Consider the following 26,645-nt stretch of genomic DNA (forward strand, 5'->3'; position numbering starts at 1 on the left):
CGATAGTCGGATGGATTCCGCCTGTCTTGGTCGTTGCCGGTTTAGTGGCGTTGGCTTGGTATGGCCATCACAATGACTGGAAGCTGCCGAGTTTTGCGGCCACAGCCTCACCCACAAAAACCGGCCCAGCGTGGTGCGACAGTCACGGAGTACCGGAGGCGGAGTGCATCAATTGCGTTCCGGGTTTGATACAAGATTCCCCGAAGTTGACATTTTGCGATGTTCACGGCGTTCACGGCTGTGTGCTGCACAACCCATTGCTCGCCGAGACCAAGTCACTTGCCGAGATTACCGACAACGATCTTGTCCGAGCGGAACGGGCACTGACGGTGCGTCCTCGTCGGGAAAACTTGGCACTCAGTCAATTACCGGGTTCGCGAATCCAATTCGCTTCGCTCGATGCCATGCAGAGTGCAGGCGTTGACGTGGAACCGGTGCAACGCAATGCAATCATCGAAAGTGTCGAGACGGCCGGTGAAGTTCGCTATGACGCAACCAAGACTGCTCAGGTCTCTCCACTCGCCGACGGAATCGTGAAGGAAGTGCGGGTCAACGTCGGTGATTGGGTCGAGGCCGGGCAGGTGTTAGCGGTTGTCGATTCCGAGAAGGTGGGTCGGTTAAAGTCCGATCTTCTGTCAGCGTTGTCTGATGAGCGGCTGAAGCAGGACGCCGTTCGTCGCATCGAACCGCTCGCCAATCGCAATGTCATTCCGGGCAAGCGGCTGCTGGAAAGTCAGACTGAACTGCAACAGGCGACGTCGTTGGTGGAGAAAACCGTTCGATCTCTCAGCAATCTCGGCCTGTCGGTTGATCTGGACCGGCTTCGCTCCCTGGAGCCGGAACAGGCGAAGGACGCCGTACGCAACTTGGGGACCGACCAGATTGAGGCGCGGGACAGCGACAATCTGATTGTGGTGATCGCCACGTTGGCGGGCCGGGTGGTCGAACGTGAAACGGTAGTCGGCGAAGTCGTTGATCGTGGCACGCAAATGTTTCGGCTATCCGATACACGAACGGTTTGGCTTGATCTTCGTGTTCCCGCAGAAGAAGCATCGCTTGCGAAAATCGGACAGGAAGTTCGCTATCGTCCTGATGGACAAGCGACAGAGCATCGGGGCAAAGTCATTTGGATTAGTTCGGACGTTGATCGGCAGACTCGAACGGTACGAGTGAGAGCAGAGCTTGAGAACGAAGACGGCAGCCTTCGCAACGAGTCATTCGGTTTGGGCCAGATCGTGCTGCGAGACGAACCGGATGCGATCGTGGTGCCAGACTCGTCGATTCAATGGGACGGCGAAAATACGCTGGTCTTTGTTCGCGACAAGCGATTCTTTGAGAAAGACCGACCGAAGTTCTTTGTGGCTCGCTCGGTTCGCGTGGGAATCAAGCAGGACGGGTTTACGGAGATTATTGCGGGCGTGCTGCCGGGTGAAGTCGTGGCAAGTAGTGGCAGCGATGTGCTGCGGGCACAATTGCTGAAAAACAACTTGGGTGCAGGCTGCACCTGCGGTCACTGAGCCTGACGAAAAGGAATTCCCACGATGCTCACTCGCCTGATTGATCTTTCACTACATCATCGGTTCGCCGTTTTATTCGGTGTGCTGGTACTCATTGCGGGTGGCGGCTACGCACTGAGCCAGCTTGATGTCGATGCTTTTCCCGACACGACGCCAATCATGGTGCAGGTCAACACGACCGCACCTGCATTGTCGCCGGAAGAGATCGAACGCCAGATCACCTATCCAATCGAGCAGTCACTCAGCGGTCTGCCTTTGCTGGAGAACATTCGCTCGGTTTCGAAGTACGGTTTCTCGCAAGTTGTTGTGACGTTCGAGGATGGCACGGACATATACTTCGCCCGACAGGTTGTTGGCGAACGACTGGCAACCGTGGAGCTTCCCGGTGGGGTGAGTCGTCCAAAGATGGGACCGGTGGCAACGGGACTCGGCGAAGTTTTTCATTACGTGCTGACCTATCCGGGCGTGGACTTCACGAAGCTGCCTGAGTCTGAGCGGATGCGAATGCTGACCGAGCTTCGCACCACACACGATTGGGTGGTCAAACCACAGCTGCGAACCGTAGCGGGCACTGCCGAAATCAACAGTTGGGGTGGCTACGAAAAACAGTTTCAAGTTCGCATTGATCCGGCAGGTTTGGTGTCGCGCGGGCTGACGTTTGGCGAAGTCGTTGATGCGTTGCAAGAGAACAATCGCAATGTCGGCGGTGGCAACGTCGATCGCATGGGCGAAATGTTGCTCGTTCAGGGACTGGGACGCACGACTAATATTTCGCAGATTGAAAACATTGTGATCAAGGCGAGTGATGGTGTGCCGGTCCGGATTCGGGATGTGGCGACCGTTGAAGTCGGCCATGAAATACGACGTGGTGCAGTGACAGCAGACGGCAATGGTGAAGCTGTCATGGGGCTTGGCTTCATGCTGATGGGAGAGAACACGCATCAGTACACCGATGCACTGAAACAAAGAGTCGAGGAAATCAAGGCCAACCTGCCGCCGGGTATGACTCTGGTAACGATGTATGACCGCACGGAACTGGTCGATTCCGTGATCGACACCGTCCGAAAGAACCTGTTTGAAGGCGGGCTGCTGGTTATCGCCGTGCTGTTCTTCTTTCTCGGCAACCTGCGAGCCGGTCTCATCGTCGCGTTAGCAATTCCGCTGTCGATGCTGTTTGCATTCAGTGGCATGTGGCGTTTCGGGATTGTTGCCAGCCTACTCAGTCTGGGTGCGATCGACTTTGGGTTGGTCGTCGATAGTTCGGTCGTGATGGTTGAGAATTGTGTGCGTCATTTGTCGCAGGCCAATCCACTCAATCGCAGTCGATTGGAACGCATCCGTGACGCGGCGGTTGAAGTTCGCGGCCCGACGATGTTCGGCGAACTCATCATCATGATCGTCTATTTGCCGATCCTGACGCTGGAAGGCATCGAAGGCAAGATGTTCCGTCCAATGGCACTGACGGTCATCTTCGCCTTGGCCGGTTCGATGCTGCTTTCAATGACGTTAATGCCGGTGCTGGCCAGTCTGCTGCTGCCCAAGAAAATGAGTCATCGTGAGCCGCTGCTCGTGCGTATCCTCAAGCGGCTCTACCGCCCCGTGTTGCACTTCACGATGCACCAGAAGACAGCCATCATCGGATTCGCGGTGGCTGTGTTGGTAGTCGCTTTCGGGATGATTGCTCCAAACCTCGGCACCGAGTTCATGCCACAACTTTCGGAAGGCTCGGTTGCAATCAACGTAGTCCGGCTGGCGGGGACACAACTGGATGAGTCGATGCGTTTCAATACGCAGATGGAAAAGGCGCTTTTGGACGAATTTCCGGATGAAGTGGCTCATGTCTGGAGCCGCATCGGTTCGGCAGAAATTGCCACCGATCCAATGGGACTCGAATTGACTGATGTGTTCATCACGCTCAAACCGCGAGACGAATGGAAGAAGGCAGCTACGCAAGCTGAACTGACGGCGTTGTTCGAGCAGAAGCTGCGAACACTTCCCGGCCAGCGACTCGCCTACACTCAGCCCATTAAACTGCGAATGGACGAATTGGGAACCGGTAGTCGTAGCGACATTGCAGTCAAACTCTACGGCGATGATCTGGATACGCTTGCCGCCAAGGCCACCGAAATCGAGCGAGTGCTGCTCGACGTTCCCGGTTCAGCGGATGTCGGTGCGACTCAGTTGACCGGGCAGCCGATGTTGCAAGTGATAATCAAACAGAACGAAATCGCTCGCTACGGAATCCCGGCCTCCAGCGTCTTGGACTTGGTCGAAGCCGTTGGCAATCGTCCTGTTGGCGACGTGTTTCAAGGACAGCTTCGTTTTCCACTGACCGTTCGACTTCCTGACGAATTCCGTGACGACCCGGAGAAGATTGCCTCGATTCCGGTCACAACGCCACGCGGCGAACAGATTCCGCTTGGACGATTGGCCGAAGTGAAGTTCACGAGTGGCCCATCACAGATCGCCCGCGAATGGGGGCAACGCCGAGTCACTGTATCCGTAAATGTGCGAGGCCGCGATGTCGGCAGCTTCGTTGCAGAAGCGGAGAGAAAGATCGCGGAACAGGTAACACTGCCCTCGGCAAGATATCACGTCGAATTCGGCGGGCAGTTTGAACACATGATTCAAGCTCGGCAACGGTTGTTTATCGTTGTTCCGGTCGCGTTGGTACTGATCTTTTCGCTGCTGTACGTGACCTACGGTAACGCCATCGATACCGTGAGAATCTTCACCGGCATTCCGTTTGCGTGGACCGGCGGAGTGATCGCGTTGTGGCTGCGAGACATGCCATTCTCTATTTCTGCGGCAGTTGGTTTTGTGGCCTTATCCGGCGTTGCGGTGCTGGATGACATGCTGCTGGTCTCCACGATTCGGCAACTACGCCAACGCGGTCGGGATTTGGAATCCGCAGTCGAAGAAGCAGCTTTGACTCGGCTTCGTCCTGTATTGATGACAACGCTGGTGGCTGCGTTGGGATTTGTCCCGATGGCCCTCAGCACTGGAATGGGTGCGGAAGTTCAGCGACCGCTCGCAACCGTCGTCATTGGAGGCGTTGTCAGTGCGATGGTGATGTCGCTGCTGGTCTTGCGAGTGCTTTACATGGTATTTCAAAGCCCATTGGGTTCTGCGGATGAACCGGCTCACGGTGATGAGACCCCGCAGAAGATCAATGGCGAACAGGTTGATAGTGAGATGTTCAGCGAGAGTTCCACTCAAAGGCAACCGAGTCGTTTTGGTGCCGACACTCGCTGATGAAAGTTGATTGCAAGGAGAAACTGCAATGCGTTTGGTTTATGGAATGATGTTGTTGGCGATGTTCGGATTCACCACGCTCGGATTGACCGGGTGTAGTTCCAGCACGGACACAGTCAGCACAGAAGAACATGCTGACCACGATCATGAGGGCGAAGACCACGCTGGACATGATCACAACGGCTGGTGGTGCAACGAACACGGTGTTCCCGAAGACGAATGTGCTTTATGCAAGACGTCACTGGTCGCCGACTTCAAAGCGAAAGGCGACTGGTGCGACGAACATGACAGACCTGAATCGCAGTGCTTTGAGTGCAGCCCGGAAAACTTCGAGAAATTTGCCGCGAGATATGAAGCTAAGTTTGGTGAGCAACCACCGAAGCCAACGGAGTGATGACGAGTGAGTATGGAGAGCAACAAAAAGGAAATCGAGCTGCTCATTCACGGGATGGATTGCGCTGAGGAGGTCACACTCCTCAAACGTGAATTGATTCCGCTATTGGGCGATGAAGATCGACTCGGTTTTGATTTATTGAATGGCAAGCTGTCCGTTGACACGTCTTCACTAGACGTGTCACGAACGGATGTGCTGGCGGCAATCGAACGGGCTGGCCTGAAGTCCGAGCCTTGGCAGGACGATGGTGCGACGAGTAACGACCTTTCGTTCTGGCAAAAGCATCAGCGTTCGATACTGACTGCGGTGAGTGGTCTGTTCGGACTGAGCGGGTTGGCTTTGCAACTGTGGACGGGTGAGTCGGAATCGGTACCGATTGCATCGATCGTGCTTTACAGCATCGGCATCGTTGCAGGTCTGCTGATGGTGCTGCCGAAAGCGTGGCGGTCGCTTGTCTCATTGCGTCCCGATATGAACCTGTTGATGTCAGTCGCCGTGATTGGAGCGGTATTGATTGGCGAATGGTTCGAGGGGGCGACGGTTGCGTTTCTGTTTTCGTTCTCACTACTGCTTGAGTCATGGAGCGTAGGCCGGGCACGTCGCGCCATCGCTTCATTGATGGACTTGTCACCACCAACCGCTCACCTTCGGGGCGAAGCAGGTGACGTGAACGACGTGGCTCCCGCTGATGTGCCGGTCGGTTCCACGGTTGTTGTTCGTCCCGGTGAGAAGATTCCGCTTGATGGTCGTGTCCTTAGCGGAATCAGTGGTGTGAATCAGGCACCGATTACCGGAGAAAGTGTTCCTGTTGAAAAGGAAGCCGATGACGAAGTATTTGCCGGAACTATCAATGGTGATGGCTTGCTGGAAATCGAAACGACCAAAGCTGCTGATGACACGACGCTGGCTCGCATCATCAAGATGGTTGGTGACGCCGGGTCCAAACGTGCTCCGTCGGAAAAGTGGGTCGAGAAGTTTGCCGCCATCTATACACCTGTGGTCATGATCGTCGCCTTCCTGATGCTGGTGATTCCACCGCTGGTTTTCGGGGGAGAGTGGTCAGTCTGGCTCTACCGTTCGCTGGTATTGCTGGTCATCGCTTGCCCGTGTGCCCTCGTGATTTCAACTCCCGTGAGCGTCGTCGCTGCATTGGCTGCTGCTGCTCGCAATGGCGTACTCATCAAAGGAGGAGTGTTTATTGAAGTCCCCGCCCACCTCAAGGCGATAGCGATGGACAAGACCGGCACATTGACACGGGGAGAGCCGACAGTTGTCGACGTAGTGCCGATGAACGGACATGACGAAGCGGAGCTACTGTTGCGAGCCGGTGCGTTGGAACTCAACAGCAACCATCCTTTGGCTCGTGCGATTGTCGAAGAAGCCAAACGTCGGGAACTGCAGCTTGTCCCCGCCGGCGAGTTTGAAACCATTCAGGGCAAAGGAGCGGCAGGAATCATCAACGGCAAGCCGTTTTGGTTGGGTTCACATCGCTACTTGGAACAGCGCCGACAGGAGACACCGGAGGTTCACGAGCAGTTGGAATCGATGACGGAAGCGGGGCGAACCGTGGTGGTGGTTGGAAACGATGAACACGTTTGCGGTTTCATCACACTGGCCGACGCCATTCGGGAAGAAACCCGCGATGCGATTCGTCAACTTCATGAAGCAGGTGTCGAGCAACTGGTGATGCTGACCGGTGACAACGAAGGCACGGCCAAAGCGATCGCGAAGGAAGCAGGCATCGACGAAGTTCACGCTGAGCTATTGCCTGAAGATAAAGTCGTGGCGGTGGAACGGCTGGTCAAACAATATGAACACGTCGCAATGATTGGCGATGGCGTTAACGACGCCCCAGCACTTGCTCGTGCGTCACTCGGGCTTGCGATGGGGGCCGCGGGGAGCGATGCGGCCATCGAAACGGCTGACATTGCTTTGATGTCCGATGACCTTTCTAAGCTACCGTGGCTGATTCACCATTCACGACGAACGCTCAGTATCATTCGTCAGAACATCGCGTTCTCGCTGGCCGTCAAAGCTCTGTTCGTCGTGTTGACGTTCGCCGGGTTCGCATCGCTGTGGGCCGCGATCGCAGCCGACATGGGAGCCTCACTGCTTGTGATTGGGAATGGTCTACGACTGCTCAAATCGTGATGGAGTTATATTGAGTTGCTTAGACAGTTGACGGTGGTGGAACATCGACGGGCTTTGAATTGTCGCTAGGTGGTAGAGACGGCGAGCTTGGGTCAAACGACGACGGTGGGGGACCGTCCATCCGAATCGAATCATCCTGTTGTGGTTGTTCACGGCGGAAGCCCTGTTGCGGCTGATAGTCTCTTACTGAATTGCGAGGCAACGATGGCGGTGCGAGGTAACCTCGATCAGATGGTGCAACGTGACGACTGGGAAGTTGACGATCATGAGCGTGGCCATCGTGTGAATGTTCGCTGTAGCTATCTCCGGTGTGTGAGTGGGCTTCGCCGGGCGATGACAAGCCAAAACCGGGTTGGTATTCGTCGGTCAACAGGTTCGAATACGTTCGGCCACGTTGAAGTGGACAACCAATCGGTTCGCTGCAGATGGGGTCATTTCCGTAAGGACACGCAGCCTCAGCGTAAATGGGAATCGCATGATGCCGACTCAGGGCTGTGGTCGGATAAGCGGTGCGGCCATACTCATAGTAGTCGCCGTGGCCGTAATGATGTCGGTGGCCATGATCATGGTGGCTGTAGGAATGGCCGTAAGCGTTGCCGCCGTGGAGGTCTCCATACAGGTATTGGGCTGACGCGGGAGTTGCGATGCAGCCGGAAAGTGCCAACACGGATAAAGTTGCCAGCGTGGTCGTGCGAAACATGGTTTGATCCTGTTGGCTTGGTTGATATGCCGTCAAAGGCGAGCCGTCGAGATTCCGACGACTCACGGAGTTAGAATTGGAGAACGTGTGAGCAGCCGATTAGTGATGTCCGCCGACGCCTATGACGTGAAAGCGTCCAATATCAACATGCAGGCCACCGTGCTGATGACCGCTGTACGATCGGTGGCGGGGAGCATATCTCTGCTGAAACCGAGGCTGATAGCCATACCCATTGCCGTATCCGTAGGACTGGCCACCGTAGTATCCCCCATAACCGTAGTTGGAATACGCCGAGCGACCATAGCCGCTGTGGCCGTGAGCGTAACCGTGCCCGCCGTGGTGACCATGATGAACTCCGTGGCCACCGTGATGCCAGTCACCGGCTTCCGAGGTCGAGGCAATGAGACTGAATCCGACAACAAGTGCCACAAAAGTGAGAAGACGCGTCATGGGGCTGATCCTTCGTGGGAGGTTGAGAGCGTAGATGCGGTCGGGCCGCGATTGCCTCAAGTTGCACGGCGTGTGCCAAACGGAAAATACAGGCGATTTCTGCCGAAGCTGGGACTGAGGCGCACTCGCATTGACAACAGCCCGTGTCAACCTGATGACGATTCAGTTGTTGCCAAGTGTGTTGCTAGCGGAAAAGCTTTGCCGATTATTCCGGTGAAGCCGTCCCTCCAATCAGAACGGGTGATTCGTCCCGCATAGGTCGATAATCCTGAAGAACCGTTGCTGTCTGACAAAGTAAACCATCCTTTCGATGTCTCACAGCGGATTCCAAACAGAACCTTCACCGACAAGGAAGTCCCGGTGTTTCTCCGTATTGCCACATCAACGCTCTTGGCTGCACTGCTGATTCTTCAGTCAGTTGTGCCATGCTGTGCCATCAGCAAACTGCTGGCAGGCGGCGGTAGTCCGGAATCTGTGGCAACACACGTATCTCATCCTTGTTCTTGTTGCCCGCATTCACAATCGCAGCAGGAAAAGGTTCCTTCGGACGATGGCCATTCACCGGATGGCAAGTGTCCATACTGTGGCGGTCTGCTTTTTCATTCGGGTTTGAATGATGCGGCACCGATATCCGAAGGCCATTTGGTTCTAGCGTTCCTCGGTGATGCACCCAAGCACGTGAGCGAGCAAGCTCCCCTCTTCCCTCAATTACTTCGGCGACAGGTTATTGGGCAACCATTTCTGAACATCGGTATGCGTCTTCTGATCTAGCCGTCTTCCGCGACTGGAAGTCCGTGCCTGTTCAGAATGTTTGATTCACCGCCCTCAGAGATGATTGCCATGTGTTTTCCGCAACGATTCCTCCTGCTCGCTTTGACGGCCTTACCGCTGGTCAGCATTGGCTGTTCCACTTCTCGACAGCATCTGGCCCAGCGTGATTCGTCTACAACGCGAATCCGTCAAGCCGAACCGTCGCCCGGCACGGTTGCATCACCTGAATCCTGCGAAGTACCGGAAGTTCTGACCGTTGCTTTTCGCGATGATGAGGCGGATGAAGTAACTGGCGATTTGGTTGATTCCGCGATTCAGCTTGCTGTTCCCGTTGAAGTTGGAGGGTTCGCAATGGGTGAATCCGGCTTGACGCTCGAAGCCATTGAACGGTTGGCATTGGCGAACAATCCCGCCATTCAGCAGGCGATTGCGGCATCGGCGCGAGCCGGTGGCATACGAACTCAGGTTGGACTCAAGCCAAATCCGACGATTGGCTACTTCGGCGAAGAAATTGGCAACGACGGAGCGGGAGGACTCCACGGAGCATTTGTCTCGCAGACATTTGTTCGCGGTGACAAACTCGCATGGAATCGTCAGGTTCACGGACACGATGTGAACGCGATGAACTGGCAGATTGAAACGCAGCGACAACGAGTTCTCACGGACATTCGGCTTGCCTTCTACGATGCATTGGCTGCTCAGAAACGCCTGCAACTCGCTAGGGACTTTCGCAGCGTTGCCAAAGAAGGAGTGACAGTTTCGGACGAACGAGTTAATGCAAAGATCGGTACAAGGCCCGATGTGTTGCAATCCGAAATCCAACTCAACGAAGTTGATCTTTCCATTCAGCAGGCTGAATTTGAATTGTCAGCGGCTTTGAACGAGCTGGCGGCGTTGGCGGGAGTTCCCGATCTTGGAACCACAGCATTGATTGGAGACTTGGACGTCGCAGTCAATGCGCGCGACGCGGAAACTGAGTTTGCACAGATTGTGGCAATGAGTCCGCAGTTGGCGGCTGCTCAGGCTCGGGTTGATCGGGCGCGAGCGAACATCCAGCGTCAGCAGGTGCAGCCGATTCCGAACGTGACAGCAAATCTTGGGGCGGGTGGGGATGACGGGACTGGAAATGCATTTGCCAATGTTCAGTTGAGTCTTCCTGTTCCGGTCCACAACAAGAATCAGGGCAACATTCGAGCCGCTCAGGCCGAGTACTGTGCCGCTACGCAAAACGTACAGCGAATTCGTCAGAGCATTCGCCGCGATCTGGCTCAAGTCATGCGGGAATACAACATTGCCCAAGCCACAGTTCAGCAGTACGAGAATTCGATTCTTCCCAAAGCAGACGAAACGTTGAAGCTGATGCAGGAAGCCAGGGACGCCGGAGAATTCGACTTCCTGCGTGTGCTGACGGCGCGACGAGCCTACTTCGATGCAAACCTGAAGTACGTGGCTGCGATGGGCCGACTGGCTCAGGCGAATGCAAAGATCGACGGGTTACTGCTGACTGGCGGACTGTCGAATGTCGTGACTTACAGCGTTGGAGACGACCTACGAGGTCAGGCTTTGAGTGGTCAGTAGAGTGTCGAACGGACGACACTTACAATCAAAGTGAATACTTTACAATTTTCGTAGCTGAGACCGATTGCGATTTCCACAGCGTTTTTGGGTACTAAGAGACCAATTTGGATTCGGCACACGACTTGCAAGATGATTTAGCCAAGGTGAATCACTGTAGACCGTCACCGAAATAACCGATAAAACTCCCACCGGCGGGACCATTGCGCCCGCAATTCAGAGAATCAAGCCTCAAGCCCATGTTTCACAGCATCATCACCATCCTGACGACGGCAGCGGTTGCGTTACACGCAATGCTGGGATGCTGTGCGCACCATGATCATTCATGCTGCGAAACTCACGGGTTGACGGCAGTGATTCATCAGTCTGGCGAGCACTGTCACGATCACGATTTGCACGGACACGAGCATCATCACCACGGTGACGCCGACTCATCCAGCGAAGACACTGAGAACGACTGCGGCCATCAGCAGAAGCATGACGGTGGTCAGCCTCACGGATGCGATGAGGGAGATTGCAGCTTCACTTCGGTGCTGCGAACAAGCGATCTTGAACTAATGCTGACGTTCTCGATGTGGTGCCAAAGTCTCTTCGATGTGGCTCACACCGACGCAATGGACAGTTTGGTTGCGTTGAACTTGGCAGCCGAATCGCCACCCGATCCGCTCTCCGACTCGGGTACTGCACGCGCCATTTCTCAGGTCTGGCGGCTGTAACAGCACGCGACCAAGGCTTTCACCGGCTCCGGCACGTGACGACCAGTGGCTCTCCACGCCGCTGACGCACTCGTCTCGTTGCCAATGCCGGATGCTCTCTTTGCCTTGGTCTGATCCCCCGCGATTGATTGATCGCTTTCCGCTGCGCTTGTCTCAGGCATGAGGCATGTCGCACGCAGGTTGGATGATTCCCGTGTGCTGGATATTGAACAATGAAGATACGTTTTCCCAAAATCCCAATGAAGTGGGTCTGGATCGCCGGACTCCTGATCGTTGCCGTTGTCGGCGGTGCGACGTGGAGCCGCTGGTTTCCCGCAGCGACATCGTGGGTCGATAGCACTGTGACCGCGTTTCGTGGCGGCGGTGAATCCGGCACTGAGGCGGCTCACGCAGAGGAAGACCCGCATGCCGGGCATGACCACGGTGCCCACGAGGGACACAGCGAAGACACATCGCTGGAGCTGTCAGACCAAGCTCTGCGAAACATCGGTTTGTCTGACAAGACGATTCAACCAATCAGGTTGGAGACGTTTCGCAGGTCGATCACCGTTCCTGCACTCGTCGTCGAACGCCCCGGTCGCACGCGGGTGCAGGTGGCAACACCGATGACCGGCGTTGTCACTCACGTTCACGCTGTTCAGGGAGAAGCTGTCGAACCGGGAACGCTGCTCTTTCAGATTCGCCTGACGCATGAAGACCTCGTGAACGCACAAACCGAATTTGTTAAGACTCTGGGCGAACTGGAAGTAGAAGAGAAAGAGATTGATCGACTTCAAAGCGTCACACGCAGCGGTGCCGTTGCCGGGAAACTGTTGCTAGATCGCGAATACGCTCGTGATAAGCTGACTGCCTTGCTACGTGCCCAACGGGAAGCTCTGCGGCTACACGGACTCTCGGACAAGCAAGTTGATCAAATTGCCAACGAACGTCGACTGTTGCGTGAGTTGCAGATTTTCGCTCCGTCCATTGACGGTCACGGTGACGAGGAACTCAAGCTCACGCAAACATTCATCAGTCAAGCCAATTACCAGCAACCAACACAACAACGAGAACCCGAAGTTCACGCGGGTCCTCTGATTCTCCAGCAGCTAGATGTTCACAAAGGTCAATCGGTCAACGCGGGTGAGACACTCTGCATCCTGACGGACTACGACGAATTGTTCATCGAAGGCATGGCGTTTGAACAGGATGTGAGCCAGCTTCGACAGGCGTCCGAGAAAGACTGGACCATCGATGCGATCTTCCAACAACCGGGTGAGGGAACGCAGGTGGTCGAAGGTCTGAAGATCGCCTATCTCGCGAATACGGTGGATACCGATTCGCGAACGCTGCACTTCTACGTTCGCTTGCCCAATGAAGTTACCAAGGACCGTCGTGAACAGGGTAATCGCTATGTCGAATGGAAATATCTGCCCGGGCAACGATTGCAGTTGCGAGTTCCGGTTGAGCAATGGCCGGACCAGATTGTGTTGCCGGTTGATGCCGTCGCTCGCGAAGGAGCCGAGTCGTTTGTCTTTCAGCAGAACGGCGATCATTTCGATCGCGTTCCGGTGCATGTGAAGTACCGCGATCAGTATTCAGCGGTGATTGACAACGACGGTTCGTTGTTTCCGGGTGATGTAGTGGCACTTCGTGGTGCTCACCAGATGCAAATGGCCCTCAAGAACAAGGCTGGTGGTGGAGTTGATCCACACGCCGGTCACAACCACTAAGGGGCCACATCATGCTAAACGCAATTATTCGATTCGCACTGAGACAGCGTTTGCTTGTCATTGCTGTTGCCCTGCTCCTTGTTGGTTATGGCACGTGGCAGGCAACGCAGTCACAGATTGACGTTTTCCCGGACCTCAACCGTCCCCGTGTGGTCATCATGACCGAAGCACCGGGGCTGGCACCGGAGGAAGTCGAAACGCTGATCACGTTTCCCATTGAGACCACGATGAACGGCGCGAATGGTGTTCAGGCTGTTCGCAGTTCATCGGGCGTCGGGATTTCGGTGATCTACGTCGAGTTCGATTGGGGAACCGACATCTACAACGACCGGCAGATCGTCAACGAGCGGCTGCAACTTGTTCAGGAGCGGATGCCGGATGGTGTGAAACCAACCCTGGCACCGATCTCGTCCATCATGGGCCAGATTCTGATGCTCGGCATGTGGAGCGACGACAGGGAAACCGAACCACTTGAACTGCGAACACTTGGCGATTGGGTTGTGCGGCAACGACTGCTGACGATCCCCGGCGTGTCGCAAGTGTTCACGATGGGGGGAGGTCGAAAGCAGTTTCAGGTTTTGGTCGATCCAGATGCGATGCTGCGTTACGGGGTGACGCTGCACGAGGTCAAAGAGGCTGTTCAGAACAGCAACGAGAATGCAACTGGCGGCTATCTCGATGAACAGGGGCCGAATGAACTGTTGGTCCGGGCGTTGGGCCGAGTCAAGTCGATTGGAGACTTGCAGAAGGTCGTCGTCACAATGCGTGAAGGCCGACCCATCGCGTTGGCTCAGATTGCTCGCGTCGTAGAAGGCCCGCAAGTCAAACGCGGCGACAGTTCTGCGTTCGTTCGAGGCAATGAAGGCAACTTCTCCGGTGGTCCGGCGGTCATCCTCACCATCAACAAACAGCCGGGAGCTGACACGCGGCGTGTGACAGATGATGTTATGGCCGCGATCGACGAACTGCGACCATCGCTGCCAAGTGATTTGCGAATTGAACCACTCTATACGCAGAAGTCGTTTATTGACCGAGCGATTGAAAACGTCGTCGAAGCATTGCGAGACGGCGGCATCCTCGTCGTCATTATCTTGTTTCTGTTTCTGATGAATTTTCGCACGACATTCATCACCTTGACGGCGATTCCGCTGTCACTGCTGATGTCGATCATCGTGTTCTCGTTCTTCGGCCTCTCAATCAACACGATGACGCTCGGTGGTTTCGCGGTTGCCATTGGGGAACTGGTCGATGACGCCATCGTCGATGTCGAAAACATCTTCCGGCGACTCAAGGAAAACCGAAGTCGAACGAATCCAAAGAGCCCGCTGCTGGTTGTGTTTCAGGCCAGTGTCGAAATTCGCAACTCGATCGTCTTCGGCACAATGATCGTGATTCTGGTGTTCGTTCCGCTGTTCGCACTGTCGGGAATGGAAGGCCGTTTATTTGCTCCGCTCGGTGTTGCCTACATCGTCTCGATTGTCTCTTCATTGTTGGTGTCGCTTACGGTGACTCCCGTGTTGTCGTACTGGCTGCTGGGAAGTCGCAAACTCACCGCACATGAAAAAGACGGCTTCGTGCTTCGAGGAGTCAAATGGGTCGGTAACAAAGTCATTCGATTTAGCCTGTTGTTTCCTCGATTCAATCTGGCTGTGACCGCAGTCCTCGTTGCATTGGCAGCGTTGTTCGTCTTCAGACTCGAACGCGACTTCCTGCCGCCTTTCAACGAGGGCGCTGTGCAACTGAATGTCGTGCTCCCACCGGGCACATCGCTCGAAACCTCCAACGATATTGCTGGGCGAGTAGAGAATCGACTCAAGCAAATCGAGGACATCGAGCAGTTCGTTCGCCGAACGGGAAGAGCGGAACTTGATGAACATGCCGAAGGCGTGAACATGAGCGAGTTCATTCTGGAACTGGATCCTGAGTCACCTCGATCACGGGAAGAACAACTCGAAGAAATTCGCGAAGCGATGGCTGATATTCCGGGCATCGTGACGGCTGTGGAACAGCCCTTGGCTCACTTGATCTCACACATGCTTTCCGGTGTGAAAGCACAGATTGGGATGAAGATTTACGGTGACGATCTGGATACTCTGCGTCGCAAAGCGGAGGAAATGAAGTCGGCTATGCAATCAGTGCCGGGCGTAAAGGACTTGCTCGTTGAACCACAGGTCACCATCCCACAGCTTCGCATCGAGCTGGACCGCGATCAGTTGTTGCAATATGGACTGACTGCGGTGGAGGTCAACGAGTTCATCGAAACGGCGATGAACGGACAAGTTGTTTCGGAAGTTTTGATTGGACAGCGCACCTTCGATCTACTGATTCGTCTGGATGAAGATTACCGCGAGAACCTTCAGTCGTTGCGACGGCTGACAATCGACCTTAAAGACGGTGGAAAACTTCCTTTGGAGTCGGTGGCGACAATCTATGAGTCGGGCGGACCGAACACTGTCAATCGTGAAAATGTGCGTCGTCGCATAGTTTTGCAATGCAACGTGTCGGAACGCGGCGTAGTGGACGTCGTGCAGGACATTCAAAAACGCGTGCGCCCGGTCGTCGAATCGCTTCCGCCCGGATATTTCGTCGAGTACAGCGGTCAGTTTGAAAGTCAGCAATCGGCATCACGAATCATCGGAGCATTGTTCGCCGTCTCGATGATCGGCGTGTTCCTCGTGCTGTTCACCATGTTCCGCTCCATCAATCTGTCTTTGCAGGTGATGATGGCTTTACCAATGGCGTTCATTGGCTCAGTTATTGCACTGGTCGTCACCGGTCAAACACTGACGGTGGCCGCGATGGTTGGCTTTATCTCGCTGGCGGGTATCGCGACGCGGAATGGCATTCTGTTGCTCAATCACTATCTGCATCTGGTCAAGTACGAAGGCGAAAGCTGGACCAAAGAAATGATCGTCCGTGCGGGACTGGAACGTCTGGCTCCTGTATTGATGACAGCACTTACGACCGGCATCGGACTGGTACCGCTGGTGCTGGCGGCAGGCGAACCGGGCAAGGAAATCCTTTATCCAGTGGCCACGGTCATTCTTGGCGGACTCATTAGTTCCACGCTGCTCGACTTCTTCGTGCATCCGGCTTTGTTCTGGCTGATTGGTCTGAATGAAGCCGAACGGGTCGTCAACGAATCGAATACGGAAGTTGCTCTCGTCGAGGAAGCTGAGGAACCGCACTTCACCAATGAATCAAATCCCACTTCGTCCGGGACGACGGAGAACACTGAACCTGTTACCGCTTCTGCTGCCCAATGACGGGGAACAGTCGGTGAATCTCTTGAAGGAGAGAACGATGTTGAACTTTACCAAAACCGTCGTCTGCTGTTTGGCAGTCGTAGCTCTGTCGAGTGTGTCAGAAGCAGGCGAGGCGATCGCCTACCGCCTGAGCAAGACGAAGGAAATGCACTTTGATGATGGACGCAAGGCCGAACAGCACTTGGCGGCTGTCAAAAAGCTCGGATGCGAAGCCCGTATGGACTCGCACGGCGGTCACACGGATGTCATTTATCGCTCTGCTAAATGGCAGGTCATGGAAGTTGCCAACGACAAGCTGGTTCACCAGTGGGAAGACTGGTTGAAGAAAGCCGGGTTCGAGACGGTCCACGGCCACGCTGCCGATCACGGTTCGGGGCATGACGCTCACGATGGTCACGATCTTTCCGGCCATGACCATGCCGGACACAGTCACGAAGGGCACAGCCACAGTCCCGGCAAAGCGGAAGAAGTCTCCTACGTGATGCAGAACTGGAAAACGATTCACTCGCAAGACGCCACTCAGATGTCTGAACTAGTCGCGTTAATGAAAGGCCTCGGCTGCGAAGTGCGAACCGAAGACCACGGAGGTCACAAAGATGTCAGTGTCCGTTGTCCACAGTGGAAACACGTCGAAGTCGCATCCCACGAAGCTGCCGCAGGCTGGCAGGACTGGCTGCGAAAAAACGGCTTCGAGACACGTCACGAACACTGATCAATACAACAACCAACACGGCTGGCAGTCGCCCAAATACGTTCAATCGGTTGCCAGGCTCTATTCACCACAACCCCCACCGGAGAATTCGATGAAAACCGTTTCTACTTCCCTCACGCTGTCGTTAGCGTTGATGGCTATGATTGTCGCTGGCTGTTCCAACGATAATTCCACTGGCCCCGAAACTGCCGGTCCGCCGAACACGATGAACGCCCACGATGACCACACTGGTCATGCTCATCCGTCTGAGGGTCCGCATCATGGCGACCTGATTGAGCTGGGCAACGAAGAATATCACGCTGAAGTTCTTCACGATGAAGACGCAGGAACCGTCACCATCTATGTCCTCAACGGGGCTGCCACCGAACAGGTTCCGATTGATGCAACGGAAGTCACGATCAACGCCAAGCACGACGGCAAGCCGGAACAATTCACGCTGACCGCTTCGCCGGATGCAAACGACCCGCAAGGCAAATCCTCTCGCTTCGTCTCCAAAGATGAAGAACTCGCTCATCATCTCGATGAAGAAGGGGCAGAACCACGTCTGGTCCTGACCATCAACGGCAAATCCTATCGCGGCACGATCTCGCACGATCACGACCACGAAGGACACGACCACTGATTTCAAACTGAGGATTGTCGACTGGAGACTTCAAATCACCAGTCTGCAATCAGCAACTTCCAACGGCCCGTGTTTGCCAGCCGAGCGAACACAACGGCACACTGAACCTTCGGCAATCAAATGGAGTTTCCCAATGACAAGGATCGTCTCAACCTACGGACTGACCGTCGCGCTGCTGAGTGCTTTTCTGACCGTTAGCCCTTCAGCAGACGCGGCCAGTCCCGGCGAGCAAGCCGTCGCGGCTGCCGCACAAAACAATCAGTTCGCTTTCGTAATGTTCTATCGCAGCAACGACACTGCCGCTCAGACCATGCACGGAACCATCAAGTCCGCGTTGGCCGAACGACGTGACGCCATGATTGTACCAGTGCAAGTCAGCGACAAAGCCGAACAGGCACTGATCAAGCAATTCGATGCGACTCGTATTCCAATGCCCGCTGTCGCCGTTCTGGCTCCCAACGGGGCTGTATGCAGCGTCTTTCCCCAGAAAGTCAGTTCGCATCAGTTGACCGCCGCCATCGTCTCATCCGGACAGGCCAGTTGCCTCAAGGCACTGCAAGACAAAAAGATTGTCGTCCTGTGTGCTCAACCTACACCTTCAACAGAGATTCCTGTCGGCGTCCGTCAGTTTCAGGCAGACAAGCTGTATTCCGATCGAACGGAAATCGTGACGGTGTCGGCCAGCGACCCAAACGAGGCCAAGTTTCTGAAGCAATTGCGCGTCCCTACAAATCAACCCACGCCAGTCGTTGCCTTCATGGCTCCTCCGGGTGTGATGATCGGCGTGTTCAACGGCAATATCACCCACGGCGAGTTGGCTCAGAAACTGGCGGCGGCCGGAAAGTGCTGCGACGACGAGAGCTGCAAGCATCATCAGGCCACAGGCAAGCAACCCTCACGACGCTAGGAATCGAACTGAACAATCACAGAGTTGAGAGATGAGAGTCCAAAGCAACTCCCCTTGGACTCGACTCTCTCAGCTTTGCACTCATAAAGACAACCGACAAATTCAACAAGGAACGGATTCCATGAAACTACGATCTATGATTTGGAAAGAACTCTGGCAACGACCGACGCCGATGCTGACCAGTTTACTGGCTGTCACTTTGGGTGTGACTGCAATGGTGGCGATTCAAAACATCACGGTCTTCTCTGAACAGAAGATCGCCGGTGATATGGAATCGCTCGGGGCGAATGTGCTCGTGCTGCCGCCCGCCGTCACGTTGCAGGATTACTACTCCGCCGATATGCACGGCCACACGATGCCGGAGGAATACGTGTCGCGATTGGCTTTGGCTCGGATGCCAGGCGTTGAAAACCTTGCACCGAAACTGTGTGTGGAATCGAATGTCGATTCGATTCCGGTCACGGTCACCGGCATCCTGCCGCAGTCGGAATTTCAGGCGAAGGCGGCGTGGCAGGGCTTGGGGTTGATCAGTCCTGTCGGCTCCGACCGAGGTTGTTGTGCAACCAAGGCCAATGTGGACGCCGGAGCTGACGACCCAAACTCACTGGCGACCACAAGGACCGTTCAGGAACTCGATGACCGCGATGTGATTCTTGGACACGATCTGGCGGCTCAGCTAGGAGCCAAAGCTGGCGATGAGTTGGCAGTACTCGGCGAAGACTTCAGCGTCTTGACCGTTCTTCCTGCCACAGGCACAATCGACGACAGCCGCATGTTCGCTCACCTGCACAGCGTGCAAGATTTGTCCGGTGCCGGGCCGGTTGTCAATGTTATCGAGATCATGGCGTGTTGTGAAGACGCGGCAGGCAGTCTCATTACGAATCTGTCTGCGGAATTACCAGACACGCGAATTATCACCATCGCTCAGGTTGTGGAAACGCAGGTCGCCGTCAACGGCCTGATGTCACGATTGTCATGGGTCTTCCTGTCAATCCTGTTGCTGGTCGGTGGAGCCAGTATTGCCAGCGTCATGTACGCCAACGTCACTGAACGCCGAAAAGAGATCGGCACGCTCATGGCCTTGGGTGCCAGCCGCAGTTTCGTGACGCGGATGTTCCTCGGCAAAGCGACGCTGCTCGGTTTGGCTGGCGGATTGGGCGGCTTTGTTGTCGGCACGATCGTTGCTACCGTTCTGGGTCCGCAACTGCTGGGTATCTCAGTTCAGCCGATGCCGCACTTGCTGGCCGTTGGCATGGTCGCCGCAACCGTCGTCGCTGTTGCCGCGAGCTTCCTGCCCGCAAGACGCGCCGCAGGACTCGATCCGTGTCTCGTCTTCAATGACGCCTGAAACTGTCGGCTCAATCACCCAACTCCAACATATTCACACGCGAAAAGGACTTCTCATGTACCAACTTCAATCCGTCACCCAAACCTACGAGCGTCGCGGTAACGTCGTAACAGCACTCGACAACTGCAACCTCGAAATCCCGGACAACGACTTCATCGCGATCGTCGGCCCCAGCGGCAGCGGTAAAACAACACTACTGTCGATCCTCGGCGGAATGATGGCTCCATCGACCGGAAACGTCACTCTCGATGGCAAGTCATTGTATGACCTGTCAATTGACGAACGAACAAAACTGCGAGGCAAGAAAATCGGCTTCGTCTTTCAGTCGTTCAACCTCGTGGCATGGTTGTCGGCCTGCGAAAACGTTCAGATTCCGCTCATGCTGTCCGGCAGGTCTGCCAACGAACAGCGCGAACGGGCACTCGAACTTCTCGACCGTGTCGGTCTTTCAGATCGTGCCTACCATCTGCCGTCTGAGCTGAGCCAAGGCCAACAGCAGCGAGTCGCACTGGCCCGCACTTTGGCAAACGACCCGCAGGTGATCCTAGCCGACGAACCTACCGGCAATCTTGATTCTGGAACGCGACAGCAGGTAATGAACTATCTGAACGAGTTCCACAATGACGGACGAACGATCGTCATGGTCACTCACGACGCAGACACCGCTGCATTCGCCAAGCGGACGATTCGACTTGTCGAAGGCGTAACGCAGGAAGTCGTTTCTGCAAAGGCAGCGTAAATGGTGTGACGCATTTGCAAGGAAACGAACAGTGCCTGTGGATGAAACTGCTCCAATTCTGCCGACGCACGCCGCGATTTATCGGCCCCAAGTCATTCACAACGACTTAGTCGAGCGATTGTCCGTCGTCAGCACGGTGAAACGTCGCGTACAGGGTTGGGAGCAACAAGAGTGTGAGAATTGTCGCCGAGATAATCCCTCCAATAACGACGGTTGCCAACGGACGTTGCACCTCAGCACCGGTACCCATCGCTAGGGCCATCGGAATAAATCCTAGCGCGTCGGTGACGGCAGTCATCAGTACCGGGCGAAGGCGTGTCACCGCTCCGTCAACGACAGCGGTGCGAATGTCTTTCCCTTCCTCCAATAGCTGCCGTATGAAGCTCACCATCACGACACCGTTCAGCACTGCAACACCGGAAAGGGCGATGAAGCCGACTCCTGCGGAGATTGAGAAAGGGATGTCTCGGATCGCAAGAGAAATAACTCCACCGGTCAAGGCAAACGGGACGCCTGAGAAAATCAGGAGCGCGTCACGGGTTGAATTGAAAGTCGAAAACAGAATGACAAAGATAAGCAGCAGGGCGACCGGGACGACGACCATCAGTCGATTTGAGGCTCGTTCCAGATTCTCGAACTGTCCGCCCCAACGGTACCAGTATCCGGATGGGAACTGGACCCGCTGCTCGATCAACTTGGACGCGTCAGCCACGAACGATCCCATGTCGCGCCCCCGCACATTGGCCTGAACCACGATTCGCCGCTTGGCATTCTCGCGGCTTACCTGATTCTGCCCCTCGACGACGGAAATATCCGCCAGTTGTTTCAGTGCGACAACACGGGCCTCGTAAACCGGATTGTGAGCTTCTTCCTCTGTCGCTCTCTCATCGTCACTGGGCAATGGAATCGGCAACTGCTCAATCATCCGCAGGTTTTCTCGCAGTGATTCCGGTAGTCGCAGGACGATATCGAAACGTTGATCGCCCTCGAAGACTTGGCCGACGGTTCTTCCACCAATCGCCATCGAAACGACTTCCTGCACGTCTGCCACGTCCAACCCAAACCGTGCAAGCTTCTCACGGTCCATGTCAATGCGTAGTGTCGGTAGTCCGCTGACTTGTTCGACCTTCACGTCACTTGCACCCTCAATTTGGCTCAATAGCTTGCTGACTTCGTTCGCTTTCGCCTGCATGACGCTCATGTCGTCACCGAAGATTTTGAAGGCCACATCACTGCGAACGCCGGATATCAGCTCGTTGAAGCGAAGCTCAATCGGTTGAGAGATTTCGTATGCGTTGCCCGGAATCTCTTCGATCGCCTCCTCGACCTCGGCGATCAACTCAGCTTTCGATTTGCTCGGGTCCGGCCACTCGTTTTTTGGCTTAACGATGATGTAGCCATCAGCAATGTTGGGAGGCATGGGGTCGGTCGCAACTTCCGCCGTTCCGATGCGAGCGAAGACAGTTTCAATCTCCGGAAAATCAAGCAACCGCCTTTCGAGTCTCTTTTGCATCTCAATGGACTGGCTGAGCGACGTCGCGGGAATGCGCAGCGACTGAATGGCAAAGTCCTGTTCATCGAGCGATGGGACAAATTCGCTTCCAAGCCCGGTTGCAATCCAGCCTGAGAGTAGGAGTATGGCGATTGCAACGCCAATAAACGCCTTCTTGAATCGAAGGGATGCCAACAATGTTCGACGGTACCAGTGTTTGGCAAATGACATAACGCGTCCATCGCCTTCGCTGACTTTTCCGGTCAGAAACAATGCTGCCATTGCCGGAATGAACGTGAAAGAGAGAATCAGCGAGCCAAGCAGAGCGAGCAAGACAACTTTGGCCATCGGTACGAACATCTTTCCTTCGATGCCGGTCAAAGTCAGGATCGGAAGGTAGACAATCATGATGATGCCCACGCCGGAAAGCACAGGTGGCGCGACTTCGCGAGCGGCTTCATATGTCTCTGTGAGCCGTTCAGAGCGGGTCAGGGTTCTCCCAAGGGCATGCTGCTTCTCTGAAAAGCGGCGAATGATGTTTTCGGCCATTACGACCGAGCCGTCGATGATGATCCCGAAGTCGATGGCCCCCAAGCTCAGCAGATTCCCGCTAATCTTACTGCTGACCATCCCGGTGACCGCAAACAACATGGAGAGCGGTATAGAGAGAGCGACAAATAGCGCCACTTTGAAGTTTCCAAGAATGGCAAACAACACGGCGATGACAAGAATCGCTCCTTCCATTAGGTTGTTTTGGATCGTCTCGATAGTTGCATCAACCAGTCGCGTTCGGTTGTAGACAGTTTTTGCATGGACACCGGCTGGCAAAGTGCGATTGACTTGTTGCATCGCTTCGTCGACCGCCTTCGCCACGGTGCGACTGTTCTCACCGACTAGCATCATGGCGGTGCCGACAACGGATTCCTCTCCATCAAGTGTTGCCGCGCCAGTCCGAAGCTCTTTTCCGTATGAAACTCCAGCGACATCCTCGACGAGAATCGGAATGCTGTCCCGGGTCACAATGGGAATCTTTCGTATCTGTTCCAGCGTGGAGACAAGTCCGCTCATCTTGACGATGTACTGCTCGCCGCGATGCTCGATATAGCCACCTCCCGCGAATGCATTGTTACGTTCAAGTGCCTCTGACACGTCCTGAAAAGTCAAGCCAAGTGAGAGTAGGCGAGTCGGATGGGGCGTAATGTGAAACTCTTTGGCAAATCCACCAATTGAATTGACTTCTGCTACGCCGGGAACGGTTAATAGTTGCGGGCGGATGATCCAGTCCTGAATCGTTCGCAGGTCAGTTGGCGTGTAGGCCGTGCCGTCAGGTTTCTTCGCGTCGGGTTCCGCTTCAACGGCCCACATATAGATTTCACCAAGCCCGGTGCTGATTGGACTCATCGATGGTTCAGCCAGTCCGCGGGGCAGCGAATCTTTCGCAGTCTGCAAGCGTTCGCTAACCAATTGGCGAGCCAGATACAGGTCGGTGTCGTCGTCGAAAACAACAGTGACCTGAGACAGTCCGTATCGCGAAATTGAGCGAAGCTCTTCCAAGTGAGGCAGGCCGCTCATGGAAACTTCGATCGGGAACGTGACTCGTTTTTCTATCTCGATCGGGGACAGCGCGGGAACCGATGTGTTGATTTGCACCTGCACGTTCGTAATGTCAGGGACGGCGTCTATCGGAAGCCGAGTGAAATTGTAGGCACCAAGAGCTGCGATGAAGACGGATGCGAGGACGACAAGAATGCGATGTTTAATCGAAAATCGAATGATTGCTGTAAGCACGTTACCTCTTAGTGGCTATGTTCTGCAGAAGACTTGCCCATCTCCGCTTTGAGTAAAAAAGTGTTGCCTGCTGCTACAACCTCCTTCAGTTTCAGTCCGTCTAGAATCTCCACCCAGCGTCCATCTGAGCGCCCCGTTTTTAGGTGCCGTATTTCGAAACCTTCGTCGCCATCGGGAGCTTTCGCTTTTACGAACACTGAAGGCTTGTTCTCAACTAGAAGGATTGAGCTCTCGGGGACGGCCAGTTGGACGGCAATTTCGTTCAAGACAACTTCCACCGTGACGAACATACCTGGCGGCCACTTCAGTTGATTGTTCGGAAGTTCCAGGCGTGCTTGGCCCGAGCGGGTTGCCTCGGACAAGATTGGGCGAACGTAGGTGATCTTTGTATCGAGCCGAGCATCTGTTGACTGCGAAATCACAGTTGCAGGTGCGCCGACTTTGAGAGATGCAAGAAGCCTTGGCGGTACAGAAATATTGGCCCAAGTTGTTTCGAGGTTGGCTAGCTTGAAAAGCACTTTTTCACTAGATACAAACTCACCTTTCGTTGCATCCTGGTCGATGATCACGCCGCTGATTTCTGCTCTTACCTTGTAATTTGAAAGGCTCTCATTGCTTTCGACAATCGCCAAGACCTCACCTGCCTGAACGGAATCTCCCAGCATTTTCAAAACTGTTTTTAGTGTCCCAGAGAATCGCGGTAGTACGTGAACCAGCGTATTGCCATTTATGACCGTCTCGCCATAGAAACTCTGTTTCTCTTTAATAACAGCGGGGCCAACGCTGGTCATTTCAACACCTTCACGCTGCAGCTTGCCCCATGGAAACTCCAGAAACTCCTCTGATCGCTCGCTGTGTTCATCGTGACCATGTCCACTGTGCTTCTCGTCTTCGTCAGAATGAGAGTCATGATCGTGGCCGGTGTCCAGGTCGCTATGATCGGCATGTAAGTCTTGTTGATTGGTGCGTGCCTCTCCTTGATCATGATCCCGCTCCCGGTGCTCACTATCATCGTGTTTCGCGTGCGAGTCCTGATGATGGCCTGCGTGCTTTGTGTCTTCTTCAGCACGGATGCATGTTGCCGTTACAAATACAAAACAAGAAAGAAGCAATAGGTTTAGTGAATTTTCTAGCGGTCTATCGATCATGGCATTCTCCTTGGTCCATTTGAGTGAGTCGTTCTAGAAGTGTTCCATCTAGTTTCTGAATTGCGACTTGATTGCGGATCGCTGAAAGGGTGACTGTGACAAGTCGCTCGCGTCGTTCGAGATACGTCTTCTGAGCGTCCAAATAGTCGAGATAACTAATTCGTCCTAACCGGTAGGCTTCTGTTGCCGACGACAGCACCTTCTCTGTTTGCGGCAACAGTCGCTGCTCAAGGAGTTCCCGTTCACGCAATTGCAATCGCAGTCGATCACGACGGGAACTGAGTTCGGTATTGACCTCGACTTGTGTATTGGCGAGATCGAATTGACTTGCCCTCAGTTTTTCACGTGCTCTTTTTGTCGCGAATTGATTGCGATCAAAGACTGGTAAAGGAACGGAAATATCCGCTACAAATGCATGTTCGTCGGTTGCATCAAATCGCCTATAGCCGGCTGATACAGTCACATCGGGCACCGCCAAGGAATGTTGAAGCTCGGCGGATTTAGTTGCCGCCTCTCGCTTCGCGTGTGCATATGCGACACCAGGAATCGCCTGAACATTCGGCGTGAACAGCTCTGCCTCAGGATCGTCGAGTCGCAGTTCATGGGCGGAGAAGATTAAATCGGACGTGTTGGCGCCCCACAGCGACGCCACCTTGCGTTTCGCAACGTGTAACTCCTGTACTCGCTGGTCTCGAACGACTTGTGCAGACTGCAGCGACACGTCGGCCTTGTCAACTTCGAACTGCAACGCACCACCGTGATGGAATTTGCGAGAGATGAGTCGCTTGGCTTTCCTGCGAATTGCGACTTCATCTTTAGACAGAGCCAGTAGAGATTTCGCAGCAATCACTTCCGCATAGGCCACGCGCGCATCTGCAACTATCTCGGCGATAGTGATGTCGCGACGGATTTCAAAGGCTTTGGCATGCGCTTTAGCAAGCTCTGTGCGCGCCTGTCGCTTGCCAGCTGTCTCAATGAGCTGAGAAAGTCCGGCTGTGTATTCCATGTTGTCATCAGACTGATTTCCTCCAAAATTTTCAGCCTCCAATGCAATAACGGGATTGGGGAATAGCGCTGCTTGCCTAGTCTGAGCATGCTTTGACCTAAGCAATGCCGACTCGCTTTTTAGCCGAGGATTTCCTGCAAGCACCCTTTCTTTGACTTGCGAGAAACACGAAATGGTGGCAGTTGCTTGCTCACCAGAGGACAAGGCGGAGTTTTCTGAAAGGCTCTGTGCCTGAGTCGTATTTGAGAAGGTCAAGACAAACACCCCAGACGCCAGCAACCCGAATTTCGGATACTGTTTCATAGTCGGATTCACAATCGAATAAGTTGACAAACCGGGAGATGTTTCTCCCGAGTACAAGCTTTTGCATGCGAAA

At 54.6% G+C, this 26,645-nt stretch carries 18 protein-coding genes; 14 read left to right on the top strand and 4 right to left on the bottom strand.

Annotated elements, in window-relative coordinates:
• Window positions 1–206 precede the first annotated feature (206 nt).
• Genes Mal15_RS26890 through Mal15_RS26905 form a run of 4 tightly spaced genes read left to right on the top strand, consistent with a single transcriptional unit; the run spans window position 207 to window position 7,317 of the window.
• Complete coding sequence (locus Mal15_RS26890) at window positions 207–1,517, top strand: efflux RND transporter periplasmic adaptor subunit (RefSeq protein ID WP_167547076.1); 1,311 nt, start codon at window positions 207–209, stop codon at window positions 1,515–1,517.
• Between the two features lie 24 nt (window positions 1,518–1,541).
• On the top strand, window positions 1,542–4,772 hold the full coding sequence (locus Mal15_RS26895; protein WP_147870585.1) for an efflux RND transporter permease subunit: 3,231 nt from the start codon (window positions 1,542–1,544) through the stop codon (window positions 4,770–4,772).
• A gap of 28 nt (window positions 4,773–4,800) precedes the next feature.
• The gene (locus tag Mal15_RS26900) at window positions 4,801–5,166 is read left to right on the top strand and encodes an RND transporter (protein ID WP_147870586.1); all 366 of its coding nucleotides are present in this window, start codon (window positions 4,801–4,803) and stop codon (window positions 5,164–5,166) included.
• A gap of 12 nt (window positions 5,167–5,178) precedes the next feature.
• On the top strand, window positions 5,179–7,317 hold the full coding sequence (locus Mal15_RS26905) for a heavy metal translocating P-type ATPase (RefSeq protein WP_167547231.1): 2,139 nt from the start codon (window positions 5,179–5,181) through the stop codon (window positions 7,315–7,317).
• A gap of 799 nt (window positions 7,318–8,116) precedes the next feature.
• Here Mal15_RS26905 and Mal15_RS26910 read toward each other — a convergent pair.
• Window positions 8,117–8,467 carry a hypothetical protein gene (locus Mal15_RS26910; protein ID WP_147870587.1) on the bottom strand — a complete coding sequence of 117 codons (351 nt, stop codon included), beginning with the start codon at window positions 8,465–8,467 and terminating at the stop codon, window positions 8,117–8,119.
• 279 nt (window positions 8,468–8,746) lie between these two features.
• Between Mal15_RS26910 and Mal15_RS26915 the strand changes: the two genes are divergently transcribed.
• The 10 genes from Mal15_RS26915 (at window position 8,747) to Mal15_RS26960 (ending at window position 20,835) form a co-directional block, all read left to right on the top strand.
• On the top strand, window positions 8,747–9,238 hold the full coding sequence (locus tag Mal15_RS26915; RefSeq protein WP_147870588.1) for a hypothetical protein: 492 nt from the start codon (window positions 8,747–8,749) through the stop codon (window positions 9,236–9,238).
• A gap of 69 nt (window positions 9,239–9,307) precedes the next feature.
• The gene (locus Mal15_RS26920) at window positions 9,308–10,816 is read left to right on the top strand and encodes a TolC family protein (RefSeq protein WP_167547077.1); all 1,509 of its coding nucleotides are present in this window, start codon (window positions 9,308–9,310) and stop codon (window positions 10,814–10,816) included.
• A gap of 236 nt (window positions 10,817–11,052) precedes the next feature.
• Entirely contained in the window at window positions 11,053–11,529 is a 477-nt protein-coding gene (locus tag Mal15_RS26925; RefSeq protein ID WP_147870590.1) for a hypothetical protein, read from the top strand.
• 239 nt (window positions 11,530–11,768) lie between these two features.
• A complete protein-coding gene (locus Mal15_RS26930) occupies window positions 11,769–13,241 on the top strand; it encodes an efflux RND transporter periplasmic adaptor subunit (protein WP_147872558.1) in 1,473 nt (490 codons plus the stop codon).
• An 11-nt stretch (window positions 13,242–13,252) separates the two neighbouring features.
• Window positions 13,253–16,507: an efflux RND transporter permease subunit gene (locus Mal15_RS26935; protein ID WP_147870591.1), complete on the top strand. Its 3,255-nt coding sequence runs from the start codon at window positions 13,253–13,255 to the stop codon at window positions 16,505–16,507.
• A gap of 37 nt (window positions 16,508–16,544) precedes the next feature.
• Window positions 16,545–17,219: a hypothetical protein gene (locus Mal15_RS26940; protein WP_147870592.1), complete on the top strand. Its 675-nt coding sequence runs from the start codon at window positions 16,545–16,547 to the stop codon at window positions 17,217–17,219.
• A 91-nt stretch (window positions 17,220–17,310) separates the two neighbouring features.
• Window positions 17,311–17,841, top strand: a complete 531-nt coding sequence (locus tag Mal15_RS26945; protein ID WP_147870593.1) for a hypothetical protein — start codon at window positions 17,311–17,313, stop codon at window positions 17,839–17,841.
• 133 nt (window positions 17,842–17,974) lie between these two features.
• Window positions 17,975–18,748, top strand: coding sequence for a hypothetical protein (locus tag Mal15_RS26950; RefSeq protein WP_147870594.1), 774 nt, complete (start codon window positions 17,975–17,977; stop codon window positions 18,746–18,748).
• 121 nt (window positions 18,749–18,869) lie between these two features.
• Window positions 18,870–20,096 (top strand): ABC transporter permease, encoded by a 1,227-nt coding sequence (locus tag Mal15_RS26955; protein ID WP_147870595.1) that lies wholly within the window; start codon window positions 18,870–18,872, stop codon window positions 20,094–20,096.
• A 55-nt stretch (window positions 20,097–20,151) separates the two neighbouring features.
• Complete coding sequence (locus Mal15_RS26960) at window positions 20,152–20,835, top strand: ABC transporter ATP-binding protein (RefSeq protein WP_147870596.1); 684 nt, start codon at window positions 20,152–20,154, stop codon at window positions 20,833–20,835.
• A 106-nt stretch (window positions 20,836–20,941) separates the two neighbouring features.
• Here Mal15_RS26960 and Mal15_RS26965 read toward each other — a convergent pair whose 3' ends face one another.
• Genes Mal15_RS26965 through Mal15_RS26975 form a run of 3 tightly spaced genes read right to left on the bottom strand, consistent with a single transcriptional unit; the run spans window position 20,942 to window position 26,572 of the window.
• Window positions 20,942–24,115, bottom strand: coding sequence for an efflux RND transporter permease subunit (locus Mal15_RS26965; protein ID WP_147870597.1), 3,174 nt, complete (start codon window positions 24,113–24,115; stop codon window positions 20,942–20,944).
• 8 nt (window positions 24,116–24,123) lie between these two features.
• Window positions 24,124–25,263: an efflux RND transporter periplasmic adaptor subunit gene (locus tag Mal15_RS26970; RefSeq protein WP_147870598.1), complete on the bottom strand. Its 1,140-nt coding sequence runs from the start codon at window positions 25,261–25,263 to the stop codon at window positions 24,124–24,126.
• Complete coding sequence (locus tag Mal15_RS26975; RefSeq protein ID WP_147870599.1) at window positions 25,253–26,572, bottom strand: TolC family protein; 1,320 nt, start codon at window positions 26,570–26,572, stop codon at window positions 25,253–25,255. Before Mal15_RS26975 ends, Mal15_RS26970 begins: the two co-directional genes overlap by 11 nt.
• Between the last annotated feature and the right edge of the window lie 73 nt (window positions 26,573–26,645).

It is taken from the genome of Stieleria maiorica (assembly GCF_008035925.1).
GTDB classification, from domain to species: domain Bacteria; phylum Planctomycetota; class Planctomycetia; order Pirellulales; family Pirellulaceae; genus Stieleria; species Stieleria maiorica.